Source organism: Arcticibacterium sp. GJ41-1 (assembly GCF_055808875.1).
Genome location: NZ_CM147888.1, coordinates 1,112,004 through 1,135,622, shown reverse-complemented (window position 1 = coordinate 1,135,622; position 23,619 = coordinate 1,112,004). Strand labels below are relative to the sequence as shown.

25 protein-coding genes are annotated in these 23,619 nt (G+C 37.9%); 12 read left to right on the top strand and 13 right to left on the bottom strand.

The annotated features are described in order from the left end of the window. Positions 1–4 precede the first annotated feature (4 nt). Together AC0L6O_RS04480 and AC0L6O_RS04475 are read right to left on the bottom strand one after the other, a co-directional pair. On the bottom strand, positions 5–343 hold the full coding sequence (locus tag AC0L6O_RS04480; protein WP_473308497.1) for a YbaB/EbfC family nucleoid-associated protein: 339 nt from the start codon (positions 341–343) through the stop codon (positions 5–7). A 67-nt stretch (positions 344–410) separates the two neighbouring features. After that, positions 411–2,534, bottom strand: a complete 2,124-nt coding sequence (locus AC0L6O_RS04475) for a T9SS type B sorting domain-containing protein (protein ID WP_473306633.1) — start codon at positions 2,532–2,534, stop codon at positions 411–413. Positions 2,535–2,828: 294 nt separating this feature from the next. On the opposite strand from AC0L6O_RS04475, the gene AC0L6O_RS04470 reads away from it, so the two are divergent. Genes AC0L6O_RS04470 through AC0L6O_RS04460 form a run of 3 tightly spaced genes read left to right on the top strand, consistent with a single transcriptional unit; the run spans position 2,829 to position 5,798 of the window. After that, on the top strand, positions 2,829–4,043 hold the full coding sequence (locus AC0L6O_RS04470; protein WP_473306632.1) for a bifunctional 3,4-dihydroxy-2-butanone-4-phosphate synthase/GTP cyclohydrolase II: 1,215 nt from the start codon (positions 2,829–2,831) through the stop codon (positions 4,041–4,043). Beyond that, positions 4,040–4,738: a monofunctional biosynthetic peptidoglycan transglycosylase gene (gene mtgA, locus AC0L6O_RS04465; protein WP_473306631.1), complete on the top strand. Its 699-nt coding sequence runs from the start codon at positions 4,040–4,042 to the stop codon at positions 4,736–4,738. Before AC0L6O_RS04470 ends, mtgA begins: the two co-directional genes overlap by 4 nt. Position 4,739: 1 nt before the next feature. Further along, positions 4,740–5,798, top strand: a complete 1,059-nt coding sequence (locus AC0L6O_RS04460) for a dipeptidase (protein ID WP_473306630.1) — start codon at positions 4,740–4,742, stop codon at positions 5,796–5,798. Positions 5,799–5,853: 55 nt separating this feature from the next. Here AC0L6O_RS04460 and AC0L6O_RS04455 read toward each other — a convergent pair whose 3' ends face one another. The 3 genes from AC0L6O_RS04455 to AC0L6O_RS04445 all read right to left on the bottom strand — a co-directional run bounded on the left by AC0L6O_RS04455 (position 5,854) and on the right by AC0L6O_RS04445 (position 8,888). Continuing rightward, positions 5,854–7,053: an argininosuccinate synthase gene (locus AC0L6O_RS04455; protein ID WP_473306629.1), complete on the bottom strand. Its 1,200-nt coding sequence runs from the start codon at positions 7,051–7,053 to the stop codon at positions 5,854–5,856. 89 nt (positions 7,054–7,142) lie between these two features. Further along, complete coding sequence (locus AC0L6O_RS04450; RefSeq protein WP_473306627.1) at positions 7,143–8,222, bottom strand: LptF/LptG family permease; 1,080 nt, start codon at positions 8,220–8,222, stop codon at positions 7,143–7,145. Between the two features lie 3 nt (positions 8,223–8,225). Further along, positions 8,226–8,888 (bottom strand): metal-dependent transcriptional regulator, encoded by a 663-nt coding sequence (locus AC0L6O_RS04445; protein WP_473306626.1) that lies wholly within the window; start codon positions 8,886–8,888, stop codon positions 8,226–8,228. A 123-nt stretch (positions 8,889–9,011) separates the two neighbouring features. On the opposite strand from AC0L6O_RS04445, the gene AC0L6O_RS04440 reads away from it, so the two are divergent. Further along, positions 9,012–9,182 carry a hypothetical protein gene (locus tag AC0L6O_RS04440; protein ID WP_473306625.1) on the top strand — a complete coding sequence of 57 codons (171 nt, stop codon included), beginning with the start codon at positions 9,012–9,014 and terminating at the stop codon, positions 9,180–9,182. Positions 9,183–9,474: 292 nt separating this feature from the next. Further along, positions 9,475–10,182, top strand: coding sequence for an LOG family protein (locus AC0L6O_RS04435; protein ID WP_473306623.1), 708 nt, complete (start codon positions 9,475–9,477; stop codon positions 10,180–10,182). A 76-nt stretch (positions 10,183–10,258) separates the two neighbouring features. On the opposite strand, the gene AC0L6O_RS04430 is transcribed toward AC0L6O_RS04435, so the two are convergent. After that, entirely contained in the window at positions 10,259–11,122 is an 864-nt protein-coding gene (locus AC0L6O_RS04430) for a carbon-nitrogen hydrolase (RefSeq protein ID WP_111369778.1), read from the bottom strand. A gap of 98 nt (positions 11,123–11,220) precedes the next feature. Here AC0L6O_RS04430 and AC0L6O_RS04425 point away from each other — a divergent pair, with 98 nt between their 5' ends. Both AC0L6O_RS04425 and AC0L6O_RS04420 read left to right on the top strand, forming a co-directional pair. Further along, on the top strand, positions 11,221–11,658 hold the full coding sequence (locus AC0L6O_RS04425; protein ID WP_473306621.1) for a GNAT family N-acetyltransferase: 438 nt from the start codon (positions 11,221–11,223) through the stop codon (positions 11,656–11,658). Positions 11,659–11,721: 63 nt separating this feature from the next. Further along, complete coding sequence (locus AC0L6O_RS04420; RefSeq protein WP_473306619.1) at positions 11,722–12,396, top strand: carbohydrate-binding protein; 675 nt, start codon at positions 11,722–11,724, stop codon at positions 12,394–12,396. On the opposite strand, the gene AC0L6O_RS04415 is transcribed toward AC0L6O_RS04420, so the two are convergent. Next, a complete protein-coding gene (locus AC0L6O_RS04415; RefSeq protein ID WP_473308496.1) occupies positions 12,393–13,463 on the bottom strand; it encodes an Ldh family oxidoreductase in 1,071 nt (356 codons plus the stop codon). The two genes, AC0L6O_RS04420 and AC0L6O_RS04415, sit on opposite strands and share 4 nt — an antisense overlap. A gap of 149 nt (positions 13,464–13,612) precedes the next feature. Here AC0L6O_RS04415 and AC0L6O_RS04410 point away from each other — a divergent pair, with 149 nt between their 5' ends. The 5 genes from AC0L6O_RS04410 to AC0L6O_RS04390 all read left to right on the top strand — a co-directional run bounded on the left by AC0L6O_RS04410 (position 13,613) and on the right by AC0L6O_RS04390 (position 19,270). Beyond that, the gene (locus AC0L6O_RS04410) at positions 13,613–15,175 is read left to right on the top strand and encodes a DUF4139 domain-containing protein (RefSeq protein WP_473306618.1); all 1,563 of its coding nucleotides are present in this window, start codon (positions 13,613–13,615) and stop codon (positions 15,173–15,175) included. 3 nt (positions 15,176–15,178) lie between these two features. Then, positions 15,179–15,775 (top strand): DUF502 domain-containing protein, encoded by a 597-nt coding sequence (locus AC0L6O_RS04405; RefSeq protein WP_473306617.1) that lies wholly within the window; start codon positions 15,179–15,181, stop codon positions 15,773–15,775. Between the two features lie 7 nt (positions 15,776–15,782). After that, on the top strand, positions 15,783–16,364 hold the full coding sequence (locus AC0L6O_RS04400; RefSeq protein ID WP_473306615.1) for a hypothetical protein: 582 nt from the start codon (positions 15,783–15,785) through the stop codon (positions 16,362–16,364). An 87-nt stretch (positions 16,365–16,451) separates the two neighbouring features. Continuing rightward, positions 16,452–17,690 (top strand): 3-phosphoshikimate 1-carboxyvinyltransferase, encoded by a 1,239-nt coding sequence (locus AC0L6O_RS04395; RefSeq protein ID WP_473306614.1) that lies wholly within the window; start codon positions 16,452–16,454, stop codon positions 17,688–17,690. Between the two features lie 92 nt (positions 17,691–17,782). Beyond that, positions 17,783–19,270 (top strand): FMN-binding glutamate synthase family protein, encoded by a 1,488-nt coding sequence (locus AC0L6O_RS04390; protein WP_473306613.1) that lies wholly within the window; start codon positions 17,783–17,785, stop codon positions 19,268–19,270. On the opposite strand, the gene AC0L6O_RS04385 is transcribed toward AC0L6O_RS04390, so the two are convergent. The 6 genes from AC0L6O_RS04385 to AC0L6O_RS04360 all read right to left on the bottom strand — a co-directional run bounded on the left by AC0L6O_RS04385 (position 19,260) and on the right by AC0L6O_RS04360 (position 23,619). Then, entirely contained in the window at positions 19,260–19,676 is a 417-nt protein-coding gene (locus tag AC0L6O_RS04385; RefSeq protein ID WP_473306612.1) for a type II toxin-antitoxin system VapC family toxin, read from the bottom strand. The genes AC0L6O_RS04390 and AC0L6O_RS04385 overlap by 11 nt on opposite strands. A 1-nt stretch (position 19,677) precedes the next feature. After that, a complete protein-coding gene (locus tag AC0L6O_RS04380; protein WP_473306610.1) occupies positions 19,678–19,932 on the bottom strand; it encodes a DUF6364 family protein in 255 nt (84 codons plus the stop codon). Positions 19,933–20,038: 106 nt separating this feature from the next. After that, on the bottom strand, positions 20,039–20,575 hold the full coding sequence (locus tag AC0L6O_RS04375; protein WP_473306609.1) for a hypothetical protein: 537 nt from the start codon (positions 20,573–20,575) through the stop codon (positions 20,039–20,041). Further along, positions 20,568–21,449, bottom strand: coding sequence for a bifunctional 5,10-methylenetetrahydrofolate dehydrogenase/5,10-methenyltetrahydrofolate cyclohydrolase (locus AC0L6O_RS04370; RefSeq protein WP_473306608.1), 882 nt, complete (start codon positions 21,447–21,449; stop codon positions 20,568–20,570). The genes AC0L6O_RS04375 and AC0L6O_RS04370 overlap by 8 nt, the downstream gene beginning before the upstream one ends. A gap of 83 nt (positions 21,450–21,532) precedes the next feature. Next, the gene (locus AC0L6O_RS04365; protein WP_473306606.1) at positions 21,533–22,036 is read right to left on the bottom strand and encodes a uridine kinase family protein; all 504 of its coding nucleotides are present in this window, start codon (positions 22,034–22,036) and stop codon (positions 21,533–21,535) included. A gap of 44 nt (positions 22,037–22,080) precedes the next feature. Beyond that, positions 22,081–23,619 (bottom strand): helicase HerA-like domain-containing protein, encoded by a 1,539-nt coding sequence (locus AC0L6O_RS04360; RefSeq protein WP_473306604.1) that lies wholly within the window; start codon positions 23,617–23,619, stop codon positions 22,081–22,083.

Here is a 23,619-nt window from a genome sequence, read left to right as displayed (position 1 = left end):
GTGCTTATTTGTTAAACATTGAGCCCAAATCCATGCCTGGTATATTTGGCATCATGCCTGATGTAGCATTTTGAAGCTCAGCTTTAGATTTAACTTCTACGTTTTCTAAAGCCTTATTGGCTGCCGCCACAATAAGGTCTTGAAGTATTTCTATTTCGTCTTTGTTTATCAACTCAGGCTCTATTACCACGCTTTGTAGTTCTTTTTTACCATTTACAGTAATTTTCACCATACCGGCTCCAGATTCTCCTTCGGCTGTAATATCTCCTAATTTGCTTTGGGCTTCCTCCATTTTAGACTGAAGTTCTTTCACTTTGCCCATCATCCCAGCCATATCAAACATTCCCATAGTATTTACGCATTAAATGAATTGTAAATTTAACGATATGAAAGGGATTATTAAAATGTATTTACTTCAGTAAAGTAAGTATGCCATTTCGGCTAAACTCTTCGCCTGCTAAACTAATACCACTAATTTTGTACGTATAGTTTCCACCAGGTACTGGCTGATTAGACTTTGGACTAGTTCCGTCCCAACCTATTCCATCTAAGTCATCTTTATAAAGAATTGAACCCCATCTATCAAAAATCGTAATGGTTCCACTTTCTACAAATTTAGACTTGATTTCATACCTTTCGTTTTCTCCGTCTCCATTTGGACTAAAAGCCGATGGTATGAAGATATCTGCTGGAATTGGCATTTCTACAGTATTACTATAAGAAGGTATTGAGAAGTTTGTAAAGCCCGGGATATCAACAAATTGCTGTGCTAATATTCTAAACTTTAAAGTAGGGTTAGTCGCATTTAAAACCAACTCTCCTACTCCTTTAGTAAGGTTATTAGTTCTGTACTGAGGAAGAAAAGTTCCAATATCCTCATTGTAACTCTCTACGGTGTATTCTGCATCTGTAGACGTAATGATAGTATTCGGGAAAGAGAAATCAGTCCAGTTTAAGGTATTTCCTTTGTAAGAAAGAAATACAGTACAAAATTCTGGAGACAGTTCTGACTGAATTCCACAAGCATCTTCAACCCTATACTTATAACAGTACTCCCCAGAACTTGCTTGAATGGCAATATCGTTAAATGTATTAGCCGTTGATTTTCCAATATCTACAAAGTCTTCATCCGTTGAACTTTTATGTAAAAACTGATATTCCGTGGCGTCTGAGTTATCTAACAATACCAACTTTATCATAGAATCATCATTTCCTGGGTAGCCAGCTTGAATCAATCCGTTAGGTATGATTTTTGTGGTACCTGCCAAAGGGTCAACATCTAGCTTATCCGAAGCAATTGTAACAAACTCCGTATTCCCATTAACCTCTATAGCATACCTAGCTGTAACTTGATAATTGTACACTTCACTACACTCTAAATTAGAGTCTTCAAAGTAATCATCAAGGTTAGAGAATAAAGGTAAAGAGTTAAGACAATTATCGCAGCCTTCCACATCTTTAAGGAGTTCTAACTGCTGTGGAGTTCCCGAAGGATTGCTTGGTAAAACCCAACTAATAGTAGCATCAGAAGAACTAGACTGGGTAGCAGAAAGTGTCAAATCACAAACTATGTTTGACTGAACCTCATTACCACATGGGTCTAAAGTAACTATTCTATAACAATATTTAGAATCTTCATTAAGCCCTGTCACTGCATAAGTGTCACTTGTAGCCACACCATGATTACTCCAAGTATAATTGCTTCCCATATCCTCAGCCACTTGTACCGTGAAAACACCGTCTGAGCTAAAGTTCTTAAAAGAGATATCAGCACCACCGTTTGAAGATGTTAAACTATTAATAATCGGTGTATTTATAACATTTGGGTCTTTTACTTCAGGCGGAGTAGGACAAAGTTCATAGCCATTCCTCAAATAAAAACCACTTACCGCTATTCGTGTCAATACTCCAGAATACACGTGTGTTTCTTCGTATGGCAGTGTTGTAGGAGTCACATCAAAAACCTCTTCTGTGCCATCTCCCCATTCTATCTTATATTTATTATGCTGATTCTCTTCCCTCTTTTCTATTTTGATAGTGACCGAATTTGCATCACAACTGAAAATTTCTACCTCTGGAGGGGTAGCATTAATAACTTCGGCAGCTCTCGGACCACAGCTTATATACTGCTGCCCATTTATTTCAGCAATTTGCAAAACCCAGGTACTACCTGGCTCTAGCACTTCAGTAGCATTCCAACTTGCAGAACTCGCATTATAAGCTGCTCTTTCTCCTTCAAATCCTGCGGCTGTAATATCTATAGTATCATCAAAATCGTAGACATACTGAACTTGAGAAGGAATTGCATCCGGACTATTTAAATCATCCTTATACTTAAAAGCAACCAATACATTTGGGCTTGATGGAGTAGAACATCTTGGACCAACATCAAATGTGCCTCCTATGATAAATCCCGGAGGAGCTGTGGTACATGCCGCCGGTTTAGGTGGGGTAACTTGAGCGTAAGCATTTTTTATAGAAACGGTACTCATTAGGGTCAAAAGACACATAATGAAAAGATTCTTCGATTGCATTTTATTCATTCTCGTTAATTGCATAAGCTAATCAGTGAACAGTAAAAAACAATAATCATGCCCAAACACAATTTAAGCTTTAACAGATAATTTTGGACGCTTCTTAAATTAAATATAAGATAATGTAAAATTCGGGATTCTTTGCCACTAAAACTTAAAAATGATTAGATGTCAGTCGATTACATTTTAAATTGAATTTAGATGTCAATTATTTTGTTTCTTCTTCCATAAGACGAAAGCCCCTTTAAAAAAGTAACATATCTTTGCAAGAATTATTTACAAGCAATTAGCTTCATGACGAAAATCAAATTAGATAGTATAGAAGAAGCCATTAATGACATAGCCTTAGGCAAAGTGGTAATAGTGGTGGACGACGAGGATAGAGAAAACGAAGGTGACTTTATATGTGCGGCAGAGAAAATCACGCCAGAATTAGTCAACTTTATGGTGAAAGAAGGTAGAGGACTTATGTGTGCTCCACTTACCAAAGAAAGATGTGAAGAGCTAGGCTTAGAGATGATGGTGGGTAAAAATACCGCATCACATGAAACGCCATTTACCGTTTCTGTTGACTTACTAGGCTACGGGTGTACCACTGGTATTTCAGCTTCGGATAGGTCAAAAACTATTTTTGCTTTAGCCGACGAAAAAACTAAACCTTCTGAATTAGGTAGACCAGGTCACATCTTTCCATTAAGAGCTGCTAAAGGTGGCGTATTAAGAAGAGCTGGACATACAGAAGCAGCTATTGACCTTGCTGTAATGGCTGGGCTAAAACCTGCTGGTGTACTGATAGAAATCCTTAATGAGGATGGTAGTATGTCAAGACTTCCTGATTTAAGAACATTAGCCGACAAGTTTGACTTAAAGCTGGTTTCTATCAAAGATATGATAGAATACAGGTTAAGCAATGAAAGCTTGATTGAAAGAGAAATAGGCGTAGCAATGCCAACTGAATGGGGTAATTTTGATTTATTGGCCTATCGCCAAACAGACAACAATCAACTTCATTTGGCGTTAAAAAAAGGAACCTGGGAAGAGGGCGAACCAGTTATGGTAAGAGTACATTCTTCTTGTGTAACAGGAGACATTTTTGGCTCGTGTAGATGTGATTGTGGAGCTCAACTTCATGCAGCCATGCAAATGGTGGAAAAAGAAGGAAAAGGCTTGGTTCTTTACATGAATCAGGAAGGCAGAGGAATTGGTCTTTTAAATAAGTTAAAAGCATACAAACTTCAAGAGCAAGGTAGAGACACCGTAGAAGCTAACGAAGATTTAGGATTTAAACCTGACCAAAGAGATTATGGCGTAGGTGCCCAAATTTTACGTGACCTTGATATTTCAAAAATCAGATTGATATCTAACAATCCTAAAAAGAGAGCTGGTCTTATGGGATACGGACTTGAAATAGTAGAATCAATTCCTGTAGAAATAGCTCCTAACGTGCATAATGAAGCATATTTAAAAACAAAAAGAGATAAACTAGGGCATACTATTCTTGATAAATGAAAAGAACTAAAAAGATAAAAATTAGGCTAAATAAGTTTCTTCTTAAGTCTACTATTTACTTTTTCTCTATTAGCATAGGATTAGTTCTTGTCTTTAAATTTGTTCCGGTTCCTATTACCTTAACCATGTTAGGGGAATGGGTTAAAGGGGGGGAATTACATTATAACTGGGAGCCTATTGAAAATATTTCTCCCGAAATGCCTATTGCCGTGGTAGCCGCCGAAGACCAGCTTTTCCCTGAACATCACGGCTTTGACTTTAAGTCAATCAAAAAAGCCATAAAGGCGAATCAGAAAACTGAAAAGTTAAGAGGTGGCAGTACTATTTCTCAGCAAACTGCAAAAAACGTTTTTCTTTGGCAAGGACGCAGCTGGGTAAGAAAAGGTCTTGAAACCTATTTCACATTCTTGATTGAACTAATTTGGGGCAAAAAAAGGATACTTGAGGTTTACCTTAATGTATCCGAAATGGGTCCCCAAACTTTTGGTGCAGAAGCTGCGGCAAAAAGGTATTTCAAAACTCCTGCGGCTAAACTCAACCGAAACAGAGCTGCACGAATTGCCGCTATATTGCCTAGTCCAAGAAAATGGAAAGCAGTAAATTCAGGCTCTTATGTAAACAAAAGAACCGCCCATATTGAAAGGCAAATTCGTCAACTTGGTGGCCCTGCCTATTTAAAAAAAATAAACTTATAATATGCTTGTATTTGATGCTCATCTTGATTTATCCATGAATGCCATGGAATGGAATAGAGATTTAAGGCTTCCGCTTGCGGAGCTTAATGCTAGAGAATATGGCATGACAGACAAACCAGACCGAGCCAAAGCCACGGTTTCTTTTCCTGAAATGCATAAGGGAAATATAGCACTAGCAGTGGGTACACTGATAGCTCGGTATGTAAAACCAGACTCAGAAATACCTGGCTGGTTTAGCCAAGAGCAAGCTTGGGCTCAAATTCAAGGTCAATTAGCGTGGTACAAAACCATGGAAAACACGGGTCATTTAAAGCCTATTTTAAATCAAAAAGACCTTATTGAGCATATTCTTCACTGGGAAAAAGACAAATCACCTATTGGCTATGTGCTTTCACTAGAAGGTGCTGATTCCATTATTGATGTTCATCATTTAGAGAAACTTCATGCCCAAGGCTTAAGAGCTATTGGTCTTTCTCATTACGGACCAGGAGTTCATGCTTTTGGAACAGATTCAGAAGGAGATTTACCACAAAAAGGCAAGGACCTTTTGAAGAAAATTGAAGAATTAGGAATCATTCTCGATGTAACACACCTTTCTGACAAATGCTTTTACCAAGCTCTTGACATTTTCAATGGTACTGTATGGGCAAGTCATCATTTATGCCGAAGCCTTAGCCCTCATAACCGTCAATTAAGCGACGAGATGATAGGACTACTTTTAGAAAGAGATGCTGTGATAGGAATGGCTTTAGATGCTTGGATGGTGGTGCCAGGCTGGGTTCGTGGCGAAAGCACGCCAGAAAGTATGGGTGTAAACATTGATAGCGTTATTAACCATGTACACCACATAGCCGAACTAGCAGGAAGTACAAAAAACATCATGATTGGTTCTGACCTTGATGGTGCTTTTGGGACAGAACAAACACCTATAGAAATTCAAAGTATTGCCAATCTTCAAAATTTCATTCCTGCTTTAGCCAAAAGAGGATTTTCTGAAAGTGACATTGAAGGTATTATGTGGCAAAATGGTGTTAACTTTTTGAAAAAGAATTTAAAATAAAAAGAGCGAGGGACATCATGCACCTCGCTCTTTGAAAATATCTAACTAGAACAACTTATTTCTTAGCCGCTCTTTCTTTCACTGTTTCGTAAATCATTACTTGGTTAGAAGCAATCTTAGAAAAGCCTCTAACATCGTCTCCAGACCATGCATTGTTCATTTCTCCGTAGCTACCAAATACGTCAGACATTAAATCGTAGTCTGATTTTATTCCTAATAATTCAAATCTGTAAGGAGCTAATTTAACTCTAACATCACCAGTTACATGTGCTTGGGTCGACTCAAAGAACGCCTCCATATCTCTCATTACAGGGTCATTAAACTGACCTTCATGCAGCTGAATTCCGTACCACTCTGCTTGGTTTTGCTTCCAGTATTGTTGCCATTTGGTCAATACATGTTTTTCTAACAGATGGTGAGCTTTAATAGTAATTAATGGAGCTGCTGCTTCAAAACCTACTCTGCCTTTGATACCTATAATGGTATCGCCCACATGCATATCTCTACCAATTCCGTAAGGCGTTGCCAATAAATGCAATTTTCTGATAGCGTCTACAGGGTTTTCAAAAGCCTCTCCGTCTACGCCTTTCAATTCTCCTTTGACAAAGCTCAGCTTGATTTCTTTCTCGCCAGACTCCGTTCTTGGATTTGGAAAGGCACTTTCTGGTAAATTATCATAAGAGTTTAACGTTTCCTTACCTCCTACTGAAGTACCCCAAAGACCTTGGTTGATAGAATATGTAGACTTATGCCACTCTCTCACTACTCCTTTTGACTTCAAGAAATCTATTTCCGCTTCACGCGAAAGTTTCATATCTCTAATAGGTGTAATTATTTCTGCATTTGGAACGATTGTTCTAAATGCCATATCAAATCTAACTTGGTCGTTTCCTGCTCCCGTACTACCGTGAGCTATGGCTGTGGCGTCAATACTCTTTGCATATTCTGCTACTGCAACCGCTTGAAAAATACGCTCCGCACTTACAGAAAGTGGGTACGTATTGTTTTTAAGCACGTTTCCAAAAACCAAATACTTGATACAGTCTTGATAGTACTTATCGGCTACACGAGACGTATGATGGCTCTTTACACCTAATTCGTAGGCTTTCTTTTCAATATCGGCAATCTCTTCATCCGAAAAGCCACCTGTGTCCACCAGTACAGAGTGCACCTCCATACCTTTCTCTTCACCTAAGTATTTTACACAAAACGAGGTATCTAATCCTCCGCTATAAGCCAGTACTACTTTTTTCATTGATTTTTGTTTTCCTTAAACGTGCCGCAAAAATAGGGATAAATCCTTATTTAAGCTTAGAAACGGGCTGTCAAAACTTTGACAATAAGTTACCTTGGTACCGTGAAATACATCACAAATGCTATAACGCTAAACACAATATTTGGAAGCCATACCGCCAAAAGTGGATCCATATTGCCAGATTCGGCTATTCCTTTTGACATAATGTAAAACAGTATGTATACAAAAGCCAAGACAAAGCCTATTGCAATTTGCAATCCTACTCCTCCACGCCGTTTCCTAGCCGAAACTATTAAACCCATTAGCGATAATATAATGGCGGCAAAAGGCGTAGCAAATCTTTGATATAGCTCAATTTGAAAGGGTTCTATCCCTTCAGAGCCCCTACTTTCTAATAATTCAATTTGCTCTTGAAGATCGTCAATAGTATAGGTCTCTTGAATGCTTTGATTACTCTCAAAGTCTTTTGGAAACATACTTATGGTGGAATCAGTGTGGCTCCGATTCACTATGATATTATCTTTCATAATACCCAGCTCCCTGATTTTATAATCATAGATTCGCCACTGCTCTAGGGTATCTACCCACATGGCTCTTCTGGCAGAAAGTTTTTCTACAAGTTCGTTTCCGTCAAACTTTTCAATGGTAAAATCGAAAGCCGTTTTAGATTGATTATTATAACTCGAAAAATAAACATAGGTATCTGGAGCTACCGTGAGATGAAAATCTCGGTCAGAAAAGAAAAAACGCTCATGCAGGTATTCGTTTTCAAAAGCTATTCTGGTGGCATTGGCCTTTGGCAAAACCCAACCCATCATAAAAAAAGAAAACAACCCTACAATAAATGCTCCTATAATATACGGAATCATTAATCTTCTAAAGCTAATTCCAGCAGTAAGCATGGCTACAATTTCGGTATGAGCAGCCATTTTTGCCGTAAAAAAAACGGTAGAAATAAATATCATTAAAGGGCTAATGTAGTTTGCCCAATAAGGTGCTAAGTTCAAGTAGTAATCGAAAAAGACTTTCCCGCCGGGAGCTTCGCTCCTAACAAAATCATCATTATGATCACCATAATCAATCACAAGAACAATTAGCACAATGATCAAAACCGAAAACACATAAGTGCTTAAGAACTTTTTGATCAAATATTTATCTAAAATTTTCAACTGTTACTTTATTATAACCTGTATGTTCTTTGATACTTCTGCACTAATTCTTAGCGTTTGACCTTCTTCAATTTCAATCTCTAAAGACTTATCAAAGTCACTAACCTCAATAACTTCTATCTTTAAGCCCAGCTTTAGGCCTAGCTTATCAAGATGCTGTAAGAAAGGAGCTGAATCTTCCGAAACTCCCATAATTATCAAGCTTTTACCTTTTTCTACTTCAGAGAGTTTGTGTGTTTGAGAAACAGGCAAGTTACCTTCATCGTCTGGAATAGGGTCACCGTGTGGGTCAAACTTAGGAAAGCCTAAAAAGTTATCTAGCCGGTCGGTTAATTCTGTTGACTTGATGTGCTCTAACTGCTCTGCCAAATCATGAATCTCATCCCATTTGAAGCCCAGTTTCTCCACTAAAAAAACTTCCCAAAGTCTATGCTTTCTTATAACCCTCAGAGCTATTTGCTTACCTTCTTTAGTAAGGTTTACGCCTTGATACTTTTTATAATTCACAAAGCCTTTCTCAGCCAGTTTTTTGACCATGTCGGTAACGGATGCGGCACGCGTTTGTGTCACTTCTGCTAATTCATTGGTACTAACAGGCTGTCCATTTTTCTGCTCAGATAAATGGTAGATAGCTTTAAGATAATTTTCTTCGGTAAACGAAGTCATAGGATACTTTATAGTGCGAAAAGCAAAACTAATCCAAATAGCACGGAATGAAAATTGATTAGCCTTAATTCATATAATTTACCATGCTAGAAAACCGTTTTCAATACATAAACTAATAAACTTATGAAAAAGTATTTCGGTCTATTCATACTTCTTACTGCCTGTACCTCCACCAAGAATATAGAACCAAATCAGGAAATTGAAATCACAGAAAATAGCACGCATGAATTTACAGTAAACGGTAAAACCAATTCTATCAAAATTTCAAAAAATAGAGGACAGCAGATGTCCTGAAAATGTAGTTTGCGTATGGGCGGGAGAGGCTGTTGTAACTTTTGACCTCCTTATAAATCAAAAGCCATATAGTAACCAACAATTGTGTTTACAATGCGACCAAGAGACTGGAATACCACAAGAGCTAAACATAGAGAATCAAACCATTACATTAGTGACCGTCAACCCTTTTCCAAACACAGAGAATGCCGGAAAAGAGCAAACAGCGGTCTTTAAAGTGAATTAATATTAGCGAAAAGGAGTTATACTTATCCAAATTCATACGTATTGCGTTTAGCACAAAATAACCTAAATGAAAGAATCAGAAATTAAGTTTTTAGAAGGTCCAAAGTCTAGATGGGCCGAATTTAAGATGGCCTTTGAGGTCTTTGCAGAGTTTATCAAAGGATTTAGAAACCTCCACTTTATAGGGCCTGCGGTAACCGTTTTTGGCTCTGCCAGATTTAAAGAGGATAACGAACACTATATAAAAGCCAGAAAACTATCTGGTGAAATAGCCAAAACTGGTTTCACTATTTTGACCGGTGGCGGACCAGGAATTATGGAAGCCGCCAACAGAGGAGCAAAAGACGTTGGTGGTAAATCGGTAGGGATTAATATCATTCTTCCTCACGAGCAATACCCAAATCCTTACTTAGATAAGTGGGTAGATTTAAAGTACTTTTTTGTAAGAAAAACATTGCTTATCAAATACTCTTATGCCTTTGTAATTTGCCCTGGCGGCTTTGGTACGCTTGATGAGTTCTTTGAATCAATGACCCTCATTCAAACAGGAAAAATCAAAGAGTTTCCGATAGTAGTTTTTGGCACGGAGTTTCATGAGCATATAGCAATGCATGTTGAAAAGATGATTGAAGAAAAAACCATTTCGCCAAAAGACAAAGACATGTTTTTGGTTACAGACGATATTGAAGAAGCTGTTGAACATATTAAGAAGCACACCATTGTGCCTTTCAAATTAAAATACTCTCCTAGTCCTATTTTTGGAGAGCGTTCTTAAAAAAAAGGAGAACCTGTACACTGCAGATTCTCCTTTCACTTTCACCCATCCTCGCTCTGAGAAATTTCTCTTTTTCCTAATCAATATACCTCTTAGTGATAGGCTTATAGCTATCTATGCGTCTATCTCTAAGGTATGGCCAGGTGGTGCGGTAATACTCGGTAACTTCAGAGTCTATTTCCTGAACATGTACTTCCTCTTTATCATGCGAAGCTAAATAAAGCAATCTTCCGTGTGGGTTAGCTACAAAAGAACCGCCCCAAAACTGCTGCTCGGCCTCTTGTCCTACTCTGTTGACAGAAACTACATGAACACCGTTTGCTATCGCATGACTTCTTTGAATAGTTTGCCACGCCTCATATTGTTCTTTATTAATGACTTCGCTTTTCTCTGTGGTATCCCAGCCTATTGCCGTAGGATAAAACAAAATCTCAGCACCCATTAATGAAGTAATTCTAGCAGCTTCTGGGTACCATTGATCCCAGCAAATTAATACGCCTATTCTACCAAATTTGGTGTCCCAAACTTTATAACCTAAATCGCCCGGAGTGAAATAGTATTTCTCGTAATATCCGGGGTCGTCTGGAATGTGCATTTTACGGTATTTACCCAAATATTCACCATCGGCATCAATAACCGCAGTGGTGTTATGATAAAGACCTTTTGCTCTTTTCTCAAAAAGCGAAGCTATGATTACGATATTCAGTTCTTTGGCTACAGCCTGAAAACGTTCCGTAGTAGGACCTGGAATGGCTTCCGCCAAATTGAAATTTTCAGGAGTCTCTACATCACAAAAATATAGGGAAGTAAAAAGCTCTTGAAGACAAACTATATTCGCACCCTTTGCGGCAGCTTCTCTTGTTTTCTCTATTGCTTTTTGGATATTGGTTTCCACATCAGAAACACAACTCATCTGCACCAAACCTACGTTTACTTTCATTTTTGTTTATTGATAAAAGATTTACGACAAAAGACGTAAGACTTCTTTGAAAATTGAAATCATAAAGGAACTTTTGTTTTATAGAAAATAATATTCAAATGGAAAGCGTAACAATACAAATCATCAATTCTGACAGTCCGCTTTATAAAGCAGAACTAAAACTTAGAGATGAAATTTTAAGAAAACCCATTAATCTTAAAATAGAAAATGATGATTTGAGTGATGAAGTTAATCAAATTCATTTTGTAGCTCTTTTAGATACTGCCGTAGTGGGCGTAGTGGTTTTGAAAATAGAAGGTCAGGTTGGCAAACTCCGACAAATGGCGGTCAATCCAGAAATCCAAGGAAAACAGATTGGCAGAAAACTGGTAAATGCTTTAGAGGTTTACGCCAAAGAAAATGGTGTAAAAGAAATAAAACTGCATGCTCGCCATTATGCTGCTGATTTTTACGTAAAGCTGGGCTATACCAAAACTCCCAAACCTGCTTTTGAAGAAGTAGGCATGAAACATTTTGAGATGGCAAAGGTCCTTTAATTAAAAACCTCGTTTCCCTCATTTCGGTTTCACTACTTTTACATCTGTACTTTTAAAGAACCTATGAAAACGCTCTCCCTAAGTATTCTTTGTCTTTGCTTATTTACCAGCTGCTCTAAAAAGTATTTGCGAAGCTATCAAGGAACACCTTACTCCGATTCTCAATATTTGACTGGCGTTCAAAGTATCCCGGGGAAAGTTCAATGCGAGTATTATGATAATGGAGGAGCAAACGTAGCCTATTATGACACCGACCACTCTAACTCTGGTAGCGGCGGACTCAACCCAAAAGATGGCACTTACCTCAATGAATTTAGAATAGACGAAGCCGTGGACATTTCATACACCAAAGCTGGCGGTATTGACGACAACCCGCATAATTTGGTAAAACCAAAAATGAAACAACTTTATGTAGGTTGGACAGAAGCGGGAGAATGGACAAATTACACCATAGATGTTAAGAGAAAGGGGCTTTATCAAATAGGACTCATGTACACCGCTAATCAAAATGCAGAGATTTCTTTAGCGATAAATGGTATTAATAAATCTGGCATTATCAATATTCCTAGCACTTATGCTCAAGCCGATTCCATAGAATGGCGACAGTGGCATCACTGGAATTATATTAAGAGTATTTCTCTAATGGAGCTCAAAAAAGGAACACAAATCCTTACGCTTAGAACAGTCTCCACGGGTCAAATGAATTTTGATTATTTGAATTTTGTGAGGTTGGATTAAAACTTAATCCCAAATCGCTGACCAAGCTCCTCTAAACTTTCCACCACTTTATCATTAAGTGGTAATCCTGTTTGAAGTCGTTCTGCTCTAAAATTACGCTCTTGGTCTCCTGGGATTTGAACTTTTTCTCCGTCTATAGCAGGTGCTGAGCGGAATCTGTTTATCCAAATATCCATGTGCTCTTTAAAGTCTGAGGCCGGCCTGAAACCATCAATTCGCATGGCTCCTAAAAAGTGACCTGTTCCTTTTCCTACTTGTTCGGCAGCTACTCCGTGAAAACCAGCCGTAGCAAATGGCGGTACCCAAGGCCCAAAATTTGCCCCTGAAAGTACACCAGAAAATATATCAACTATTGACCCTAAACCGTATCCTTTATGGCTTCCATGCTCTCTATCGCCACCAAGAGGCAATAAACCTCCACCTTCTTTCACTGCATTATTATTATCAGTCAGTTTTCCTTCTGAGTCCTGCACCCAACCCATAGGAGCCGGTTTCCCTTGCCTTTGAAGAATCTCCATTTTACCATATGCCACCGCCGTAGATGCAAAATCAGCTAAAAATGCTGGTTGTTTATTGGCCGGTATGGCCACCGAAATAGGATTAGTACCTAAAAGTTTCTCTTTAGAAAAAGTAGGAACTACCAGTGGGGCTGCATTAGTCATAGCCCAGCCTATCATGTCTTTTTCTAAAGCCAAAGAAGAGTGATAACCCGCTATCCCAAAATGATTTGAATTTTGAACCGAAACCCAGCCACTACCCACTTTTTCAGCCTTTTCTTTAGCGACATTCATGGCAAATGGTGCTACCACCAAACCAAGACCTTTATCGCCATCTACTGTTGCGGTAGAAGGTGTCTCATGAATTATCTTAATATTTGGTTTAGGATTTAACCTACCATGGTCAAACAGCCTTACATAACCCGCCAAACGAGCCACACCGTGAGAATCTACACCATTTAGGTCGGCAGAAATCAAGACATCAGCAGAAAGCTTCGCGTCTTTTTCTGAACAGCCAATGGCCATGAAAACAGTTTCAGTAAATTTTCTAATTTCTTTATGGTCAAACATGCTAATATTGGGCTTATGAAGCTGCGAATTTATCAATTATCAGTTTTAGGTGACGCTAAAATCGAAAAAAAAGCGTTTTTAGAACCAAATCCCTATTTATTCTATTCTTAGAATAAGATAGCTTTCATTCAAAAAACTAAAACAACATAATGAAGTCCTTAAGCACAGTTTTAATACTTTTCATATCGCTCGTTTCCTTTGCACAAAACGTGGAAACTAATGCCGATATCAAACACATTACCGTTTTCACAAATAGAGCTCAAATTAGCTCTAATGTTACTGCAAATTTGAAAAGTGGTCTTTCTAAAATCATTATCTCTGATTTGGCTTCTACCATTGATGCGAACAGCATTCAAGTAGGTGGGAAAGGAGATTTTATACTGCTCGCAGTCAACTTCGAGAAAGACTTTATCTCCAAAAGAATACAAAACCTTGAAGATTCTTTAGAAATGCTTCAATCTGAAATTGACAAAACAGAAATGCTCTTAGATGTCAATAAGAATGAAGAAGAAATGGTCATGGATAACACCAAAATCAAAAGTGACACGGATGATTTGTTTGCTGACGATTTAGAGACGATGAGTAAATACTTCAAAAAGAAATTGACCGACATCGGCACTCAAAAATTAGAATTGAAAGCTAAAAAGAAAGCTTTGGAGGCTAAAAAAACTGGTATTGAAAATCAAATAAAAACAGACCCGTCTAGAAAACTGCCGCTTGGTAAAATAATACTTACAGTAAAAGCGAATAAAGCTACAGTGGCAAATCTTGACCTAAAATACTTGGTTTACGGCACGGGTTGGAGACCAAATTATGATATTAGAGTGGCAAATACAGAAAGCCCTGTCAACCTTAAATATAAAGCTGAGGTTTTTCAAAATACCGGTGTAAACTGGAATAATGCTTCTCTAAGTTTATCTACCGCTCAGGTGAATAGTAGAACTGTAAAGCCAGAGCTTTATCCGCAATACCTTAATTTTTACGAGAACAGGCCTCCTGCTCCAGCGGCTATGCGTAAAAGTTCTATGAATGATGGAGCTTTAATGATGGCAGAAGAATCTGCTGATATGGTTTCTGCAGGAAACTATGTAGAAGTATCTGAAAACATGCTAAACACCCAGTTTGACATCAGTATTCCGTATACCATCAATACTGGAAGTTTAGAAACTGTAGAAATTCAAGATTTAAACCTTCCTGCTAAATATACCACTTACGTAGTTCCTAAGTTTGACACCAATGGCTTTCTGGTAGCCGAAGTTTTGGACTGGGAAAAGTATAATTTAATGTCGGCTCCGGCCAAGATTTATTTAGAAGGCACTTTTGTAGGTGATTCTTATTTACGCACGGCAGGTGTGGAAGATAAATTAAAAATTAGCTTAGGTAGAGACGAACGCGTGGAAGTAAAACGAGAGGCCATTAAAAACTATAAGTCGAGAAAAACCTTTGGGTCTAATGTGAAAGAAAGTTTTGGTTATGAGGTAACTTTAAGAAATCTGAAAAACGAGGCTATTAATATTTTGGTGGAAGACCAATTACCTGTTTCTCAAAATTCCGACATTGAAGTAGAAATAGAAGAGCTAAGTGGTGGTATATTAGACTCGGAAAAAGGAAAAGTTACTTGGGAGCTTAATATTCCAGCCACTCAAAGTCGTAAACTTGACCTTAAATACACCGTAAAATATCCTAAAGACAAACAAGTGCTTAACCTATAAGCTATGGAGCGAATTTTAAAACACCTATTAAACTACTTTATGCGAGGGCTGCTTTTTGTGGCTCCCGTTGGTTTTACGCTCCTTTTACTTTACAGTGCTTTTGATTTTGTAGATAGTTTAGCAAGAATTCGTTTTGCGGCAGATAACCAAAGCCAAGAATACGTAATTCCGGGTTTAGGTTTTTTGATAGTGGTGGGAGGTACGGCCTTAATTGGTTTCGTCTTTACCCGCTTACTGCCTAGCACTCTTCAAAACTGGGTAGAAAATGCTATTAAAAACTTACCGGTAGTTAAGATTTTCTATTCGGCTTTTAAAGATTTGATTTCGGCTTTTGTAGGTGACAAAAAAAAATTCAAACATCCAGTTTTGGTAACATTGAATAAAGAAAACAGTGTGAACAAACTAGGTTTTTTGACCCAAGACAGTTTAGAGCAAATTGGCGAAGCTGATATGGTCTCCGTATACTGTCCGCATAGTTATGCTATCTCGGGCGATATGTTTATTGTGCCAAAAACAAGTATAAAAATGCTGGACTTATCAAGTGCCGAAGCCATGAAAGTTATAGTATCTGGTGGCGTTTCGTTTTCTGATAAAGCTTAATTCGGTTATGTATAAACATCTATTTTTTGCTTTCTTCTTTCTGATTATAGTTAAAAGCTATGCTCAAGACCCGCACATGCGTGATGCGGAAAGTGTAGAAGAGATTTTAAGGAAAAATAATCCAGAGGAATTTGAGGCGATGCAAAATCACGAGAAGTATCTGGTGATAGAAAAAATAGGCTCTACAAAGAGAAAGAAAATATTTCTTGACCAAGAAATAGCTTTGCTCACCATTGACGATGTTCCGTTTAAAGGAAACCTTACAAGGCTTACAGACAGTACCCTTTCACTAACTTACTTTGACAATACCATGCAGCGGTATGAGCTTCGGATGTTTTACTTGAAAGACATACAGCTCTTTTATAAGCGTTCTATTCAGAAGGGTTTAAACTATAAATTATCGCCGGTAACGCTGCTTCCACTGGCTCTAGACTGGATTTACTTCAAAAGAAAACCCTGGGAAAACATCAATACCATTTACTACATAGCAGGAATTGAAGCTGCTAGAATATTGGTAGCTAATAGGAAAAAGTTTTTCAATAAGTATAGGTTTAATGAGAAAAGAAGGCTTCGTGTTTTTCAATATTGACAAATACACCGAGGACAAAAGCCATATTTTTATTATATTTTAAGTCATTGCTTTTATCTTTGCCACTCAAAATTTAAAAGGCAGTTCATGGAAAGCATTCTTCTCAAAAAAAATACGCATAGTTACCAAGGCAAAATACCTTTGGCTTCGTCTAAATCAGAAAGTAACAGAGCGTTAATTATCAACGCACTCTGTGATTTTAAAGGCGACCTTGAGAACCTTGCTTCTGCTAGAGACACGCAAACCATGATTCGTCTTCTTAAAGAAGACTCGGATACTGCCGATGTTTTGGATGCTGGAACTACCATGCGTTTTCTGACAGCTTATTTCTCTTCTAAAGGAGTTAAAAAGCTGATGACAGGTACGCCAAGAATGCAAGAGCGACCAATTGGTATTTTGGTAGACGCCCTCCGAACGATAGGTGTAGAAATAGAATATCAAAAAAATGACGGCTATCCGCCACATCAAATAAAAGGCTTTGAAAACCAAACTGCCGATACCGTAAGTATTAGAGGTGACGTAAGTAGCCAGTACATCTCGGCTCTTTTGATGATTGCCCCTACTTTACCTAAAGGCTTAAAAATTAACCTTACTGGTGAAATTGGTTCTATCCCTTACATCACCATGACTATTCAGTTAATGGCCTCTTTTGGTGTATCTGTTAAAGCAGATTGGGATGCTAAAACGCTTTCTGTAGCCCCTCAAAAATACACGCCAATTAGCTACAAAATAGAATCAGACTGGTCTGGTGCTAGTTATTGGTACAGTGTGGTGGCTCTATCAAGGTTTGCTGATACTAAAATTGAACTTTTAGGATTAAAAGAAAATTCACTTCAAGGTGATAGTGCTATAGTAGACATCATGAAGTTTTTAGGTGTAGAAAGTACGTTTACAGAAAATGGCGTTCTTTTGACCAAAATTCCCGATGCTGAAAGTTTAGAATGGGATTTTGCAAATTGTCCTGACTTAACACAAACCGTAGCGGTCATATGTGCTGCTAAAAATATTCCAGCTAAATATACTGGAATAGAGAGCTTAAAAATCAAAGAAACAGACCGTGTTTTGGCTCTTCAAAATGAGCTTAAAAAGATTGGCGGTGACTTGGTAGAAGTTGAAACAAATCATCTTTATGAAGTAAAGGGAAATCCAAACATCACAAGTATAACGGAAGCTCCAGTTTTTGAAACATACGAAGACCACAGAATGGCCATGGCTTTTGCTCCATTAGCTATGTTGATTGATGTGGTTATTGAAGAACCTGAGGTAGTAGTTAAATCTTATCCTGAATTTTGGGAACATTTGAGTGAAGTGATTGAGCAGCAATAATATTATTCGCTATAAACTCATCATGAAAAAGCTCGTTTCTGAAAAGAGACGAGCTTTTTTAATAGCTTTGTGACACTAAACTTCTAATCTCAATGAACTTCATCACATCATTACCTTGGTGGGTATATTTAGTCCTTATTATTGTCACTATCATTATTAGAGACATAATTCAAAAAAGGCATACCATTGTCCATAATTTCCCTTTAATAGGTCATATCAGATACCTTTTAGAAAGTATTGGACCAGAACTTAGACAATACATTGTAGCTAATAATAGAGAAGAACTCCCATTTAATAGAAGGCAAAGGTCTTGGGTATATGCATCTTCAAAAAAAGAAAATCACTACCAAGGTTTTGGAACCGACCAAGACATCCATGAAGCAGGCTACATTTTCATAAAGCCAGCTTTAATGCCCCTAAAAACAGACCCAAACGAATCTTTTGACAAGCCCTGCCCGTCGGCCAAAATAATGGGTGCTCACAGAGAAAAACCATATAGACCTAAATCTATTATTAATATCTCGGCAATGAGTTATGGTTCACTTTCTGCCGCAGCCGTTTCTGCTCTTAATCAAGGGGCTAATCAGTTTGGCTGCTATCATAACACAGGTGAAGGTGGACTTTCGCCTTATCATAAATTTGGTTCGGATGTTTGCTTTCATTTTGGTACAGGTTACTTTGGCGTAAGAGACCATGACGGAAACTTTGATTTAGATAAAATGGTAGCCTTAGTTAAGGCAAATCCTAATATCAAGATGATTGAAGTCAAGCTTTCTCAAGGAGCTAAACCTGGTAAAGGTGGTGTACTTCCTGGCTCAAAAATCACAAAGGAATTAGCGGAAATAAGACATGTAAAAGTAGGTGAAGCCGTGCTTTCTCCTGCTTCTCATTCTGCTTTTAGCAATATTCCTGAAATGGTAGATTTCATTGAAACCATAGCTAAGCACACAGGCTTGCCCGTGGGAATCAAAGCTGCGGTAGGTAAACTAGAAATGTGGGAAGAGCTAGCCATTATGATGAAAGACACAGGTTTTGGCCCAGATTTTATCACCATAGATGGCGGTGAAGGGGGAACAGGAGCTGCTCCGCCGTCTTTTGCCGACCATGTATCCTTACCATGGGTTTATGCTTTTTCTTCTGTCTACAAAGTCTTTCAGCGTTACGGACTTACACATAGAATCACTTTTATAGGTTCTGGAAAGTTAGGTATGCCTGAAAGTGCTATCATGGCTCTTTCTATGGGTGTTGATATTATTAATGTAGCACGTGAGGCATTAATGTCTATTGGCTGTATACAGGCTCAAGTATGCCATACCAACAGATGCCCTACGGGAATTGCGACCAATAATAAATGGTTAGAAGCTGGTCTAGACCCAGCTTTAAAAAGTGTACGCTTTGCCAATTATATGAAGAACCTGACAAAAGAAATCATGGAAATAACTCATGCCTGTGGTTACGAACACCCAAGTCAGTTTAACATGGACGATATTGATGTTTCAATGGGCGATAATGCTCACACGGCTCCTCTTAGGTTAGCTTATGGCTATCAGAAGGATGAGGTGGTGATGGCTAAGGATTAAGTTTTAGGAACTCGGAGGGGGTTAAAACATTTAAGTCACTATTTTTATAATCCTTCGTATTTCGAGTGATAATATAATTCACGTCGTTATTAAAGACAGCTGAAAAGTTTTGTAAAGCGTCCTCGAAATCTTTAAAATTAGAGTACAATGCTTCTTGTGCAATTTTATTATTCGCCGGCAAAACGTGCAAAAATCGTTCTATTTCTTTTATAAAGTTAAGGGCGTTTTGAGCACCAATCACTTTAGTGGCCATGTAGTTAATGTTTGCTAAGGTTATTAAAGTAACATACCCCTTAATTTTTTCCTTTAAACATTCTGAAAGGATTATTTGTGCTTCTTTAACAAAAGGTTCTCGCTCAAACAGGACATCTAAAATTACATCTGAATCAATTAAAATGTGCTTCATTTTAGAGGTACTTTTCTTCTAATGCTTCCATTAAAGCCTTTTTAGAATCCCAATCTGCTGGTACCTTCCCTAGTCCTGTAATTGATTTTATCACTGGAGATATCTCATATTCTTCCTCTTTTTTATCCGTAGTAAATGACGCCAAATAATTTTCTACCATGCTAGAAAGACTTCTACCATGTTCTTTAGCATAGACCTTTGCGGCCTCAATAATACTTGGGTCTTTTATTGTCAATGTAAGTTTAGTGCTGCTCATTTTGATAATGATTTTATATCTAAAGCTAGAACAAAAAAAGAACACGTGCAAGTTCCTAGGATTTTACACGTGTGTATTAAAAGGCTTTATAAAACAAATTATTCTTTTAAAACTTAAATACATCTTCTTTAATCAACTCATTCTTAATTCTTACTGACCAAATACGTGTTACTTCGACATTACGACCAAAATCGCTTTCCCTACGTAATTGATATAACTGAGATTGAATTTCCTTCCCATATTCTTCCACTTTTCTATCAATTTTGGCAAGTCGTGGTCGGTTAAGTATTTTATATTGAAACTCTTGTTCTTTTTTAAGCTTAACCATCAAAAGTTCGACTAAATCAAACTCTGTTTGAAAAAACTCAATTTGCTCATTTATATTTCTTAAAGGACTTAACCATGAAGAATCGGCTAAATAAATTGCGTGACAGGAATAAGTAGGTTTCCCTGACCAAAAATCTAACTCTTCAAACCCAACATGAAAATTCATAAAAAATCTTCCCATTGAATCATTTTCTATGGGATTTCCACGAAAATCAAAGGCTTCCAAATTTGGTTTATATTTGCTAAAAACTGGTTCTTGACCATTGCAAATAATCGTCAAAAATGAGAAGAAAATGATAGAATAAAGCCTACCCATATATCTCCCCCTTAGAAGCCAAAAGCGTATTATACATCAATGAAGCTACTGTCATAAGGCCTACGCCACCTGGCACTGGTGTAATGAAACTTGCTTTTTCAGATACTTCGTCAAACTTCACATCGCCTTTTAGTGCAAAACCACGCTTTTTAGAAGCATCTTCTACGCGTGTAAGTCCTACATCTATCACCACTGCACCTAGCTTTACCATGTCTGCAGTAATGAATTCTGGGCGGCCAAGAGCCACTACCAAAATATCGGCTTGAAGTGTAATTTCTTTAAGATTCTGGGTTCTGCTATGCGTTAAAGTAACCGTACAGTTTCCTGGATAAGCATTTCTTTGCATCAAAATACTCATCGGCAATCCTACTATTTGACTTCTTCCTACCACCACACAGTGCTTTCCTGAAGTTTCAATATCATAACGCTTCATAAGTTCTAAAACACCATAAGGCGTAGCAGAAACATATGCAGGAAGCCCTTTAGCCATACGGCCAATATTTATCGGGTGAAAACCATCCACATCCTTTTTAGGGTCAATGGCTTCAATAATTTTATCAACATTGATATGGTCTGGCAAAGGCAACTGCACTATAAAACCATTGATATCTTCGTCTTTATTTAACTCGTCAATAATCTCTAAAACCTCCTCCTCGGTAGCACTTGCATCTCTTCTTACCAAAGTTGATTTAAAACCAATTTGCTCACAAGATTTGATTTTACTAGCTACATAAGACTCGCTGGCTCCATTATCTCCAATCAGAACAGCAGCCAAATGCGGAACGCTACCACCCGCTTCTTTAATTTTATCTACCTCAATTTTAAGCTCTGCTTTTACCTGAGCCGAAATTACTTTACCGTCTATTATGGTCATTTTCTCTATTTTGATTAAAGGGTTCCGCTTCTTTTAAAGTAAGCCAGGAACCAATTTTTTATAAAATCTTAATCTTGAACTCCTTAGTCCAAATACTTTCTAACCTTTTCCATATCAAACTCGTCTTCGCCAGACACCGTGATATAATCTCCTTTGATAGTTTTATCATTTCCGTATTTCAGAAAAGATTTCCAAATATGGTCTACAAACCAAGTTGGAATGTATCCCCATCTATTATCTGCCACTTTTCTAATAAAAAAACTTCTTCTTGATATTTTGATGAACAACCTTTTATCATAGAGGTCGTTTAAGTTTTGGTCATAAAAAGCGAAAAGACCGTCTACTATCACCACATCAAAACGGGCATTAAACTCTTCTACCAACTCAAAGAGTAGTGCATGGTCAATAGAGCTAGGCGACTCCCAGTCTGTTTTATCACGTACTTTCGGAATTTCGGTTTCCGGGAAAACAAAGTCATCTTGGTGAAAAATGATGGCCTTCTTACCATTTTTCCTAAAGTAAGTCACCAGTAAATTCGCCAAGGTACTTTTCCCCGAACGGCTAACACCACCTATCCCTATGAGCATATTGTCAAGTTTTAGCTTTTAAATAAAAGCTTATAATTATTGATTTAGAACCAATTTTTCTTTCTGGTACTTACTCCCAATGCTCCCAAAAGCGTTCTTGTCAAAAGATTGGCAGCAGTTCTTCCCATTTGTCTCGCAGCCGAACTACCTAAAATAGTCTCCATGGTAGATTTTTCTTTCTTTGGTCTTCCTCTTTTAGGCTTTGGTGCCGCCTCTGCCTCTTCCGCCGCCTTCTCAATTTTGACACTCAAAATTTCATAAGCACTTTCTCTGTCAATGTCCTTATTATATTTCTTAACCAATTTAGAATTGTCAACAATGTCATCAATTTCACCTTCGGTCAAAACGTCCATGCGGCTTCTAGGCGGACACATATAAGTTATGGCTAAAGGGGTTGGTCTACCTTTTTCATCAAGAGCAGTCACCAAAGCCTCCCCTATTCCCATGGAAGTCAAAGTTTCTTCTGTATCAAAAAAGTCTGTTAATGGATAGTTATCCGCAGCTTCTTTGATTTTCCTTCTATCGCTTGCTGTAAATGCTCTTAAAGCGTGTTGTATTTTTAACCCTAATTGACTCAATACAGGAGCTGGAATGTCTTGAGGGTTTTGCGTACAAAAATATATCCCTACCCCTTTTGAACGTATCAATTTGATAACAGTCTCAATTTGCTGTAATAAAGCTTTAGATGCCTCCTGAAAAACCAAATGAGCTTCATCAATAAATATGACCAACTTAGGTCTGTCCTCATCTCCTGCCTCTGGCAAGCCTGCATAAAGTTCTGCCAAAAGACTCAACATAAATGTTGAAAACAACTTAGGTCTATCTAGCAAATCAGTTACCTTCAATACTGAAATCACACCTCTTCCCTTCTCATCAATCTTCATCAAGTCATCCACATCAAAGCTGGTTTCACCAAAAAATTGGTCGGCACCTTGCTGCTGCAGCTCTATCACCTTACGCATGATAGTTCCTAAAGAAGTGGTTGATATTTTACCGTAGTCTTCCTCAAACTCGTCTTTCCCTTCGTCCGTGAGGTATTGAAGCACTTTTATAAAATCCTTTAAGTCTAAAAGGGCTAAACCCTCATCGTCACAATATTTGAATATCGCTGAAACAATTCCCTCTTGGGTATCATTTAGTCCTAAAACTTTTCCTAACAAAATAGGCCCAAACTCAGAGACTGTAGCTCTTAGTTTAACTCCCTTTTCGTCACTTAAGCTTAATAATTCTACAGGAAAAGCAGAAGGTTTATATTCTATTCCTGCGGCGTCTGTTCTAGCCAGAATAAAATCTTTAGTTTCTCCAGCAGCTGCCAAACCACTTAAATCTCCTTTTATATCCATAAGCAAAACAGGAATAGAGTTTTCGCTCAAACCTTCGGTCAAAACCTGTAAGCTTTTTGTTTTACCTGTTCCTGTAGCCCCTGCAATTAAACCATGGCGATTAAGTGTTTTCAAAGGAATTTTTATACCTGTGTTAGGCACTACCTCGTCGTTTAACTTGGCGGCACCTAATAAAATGCTATCTCCTTTAAATGTATATCCTTGGTTTACGGAGTCTCTAAATTCGTCAATCTTGCTCAT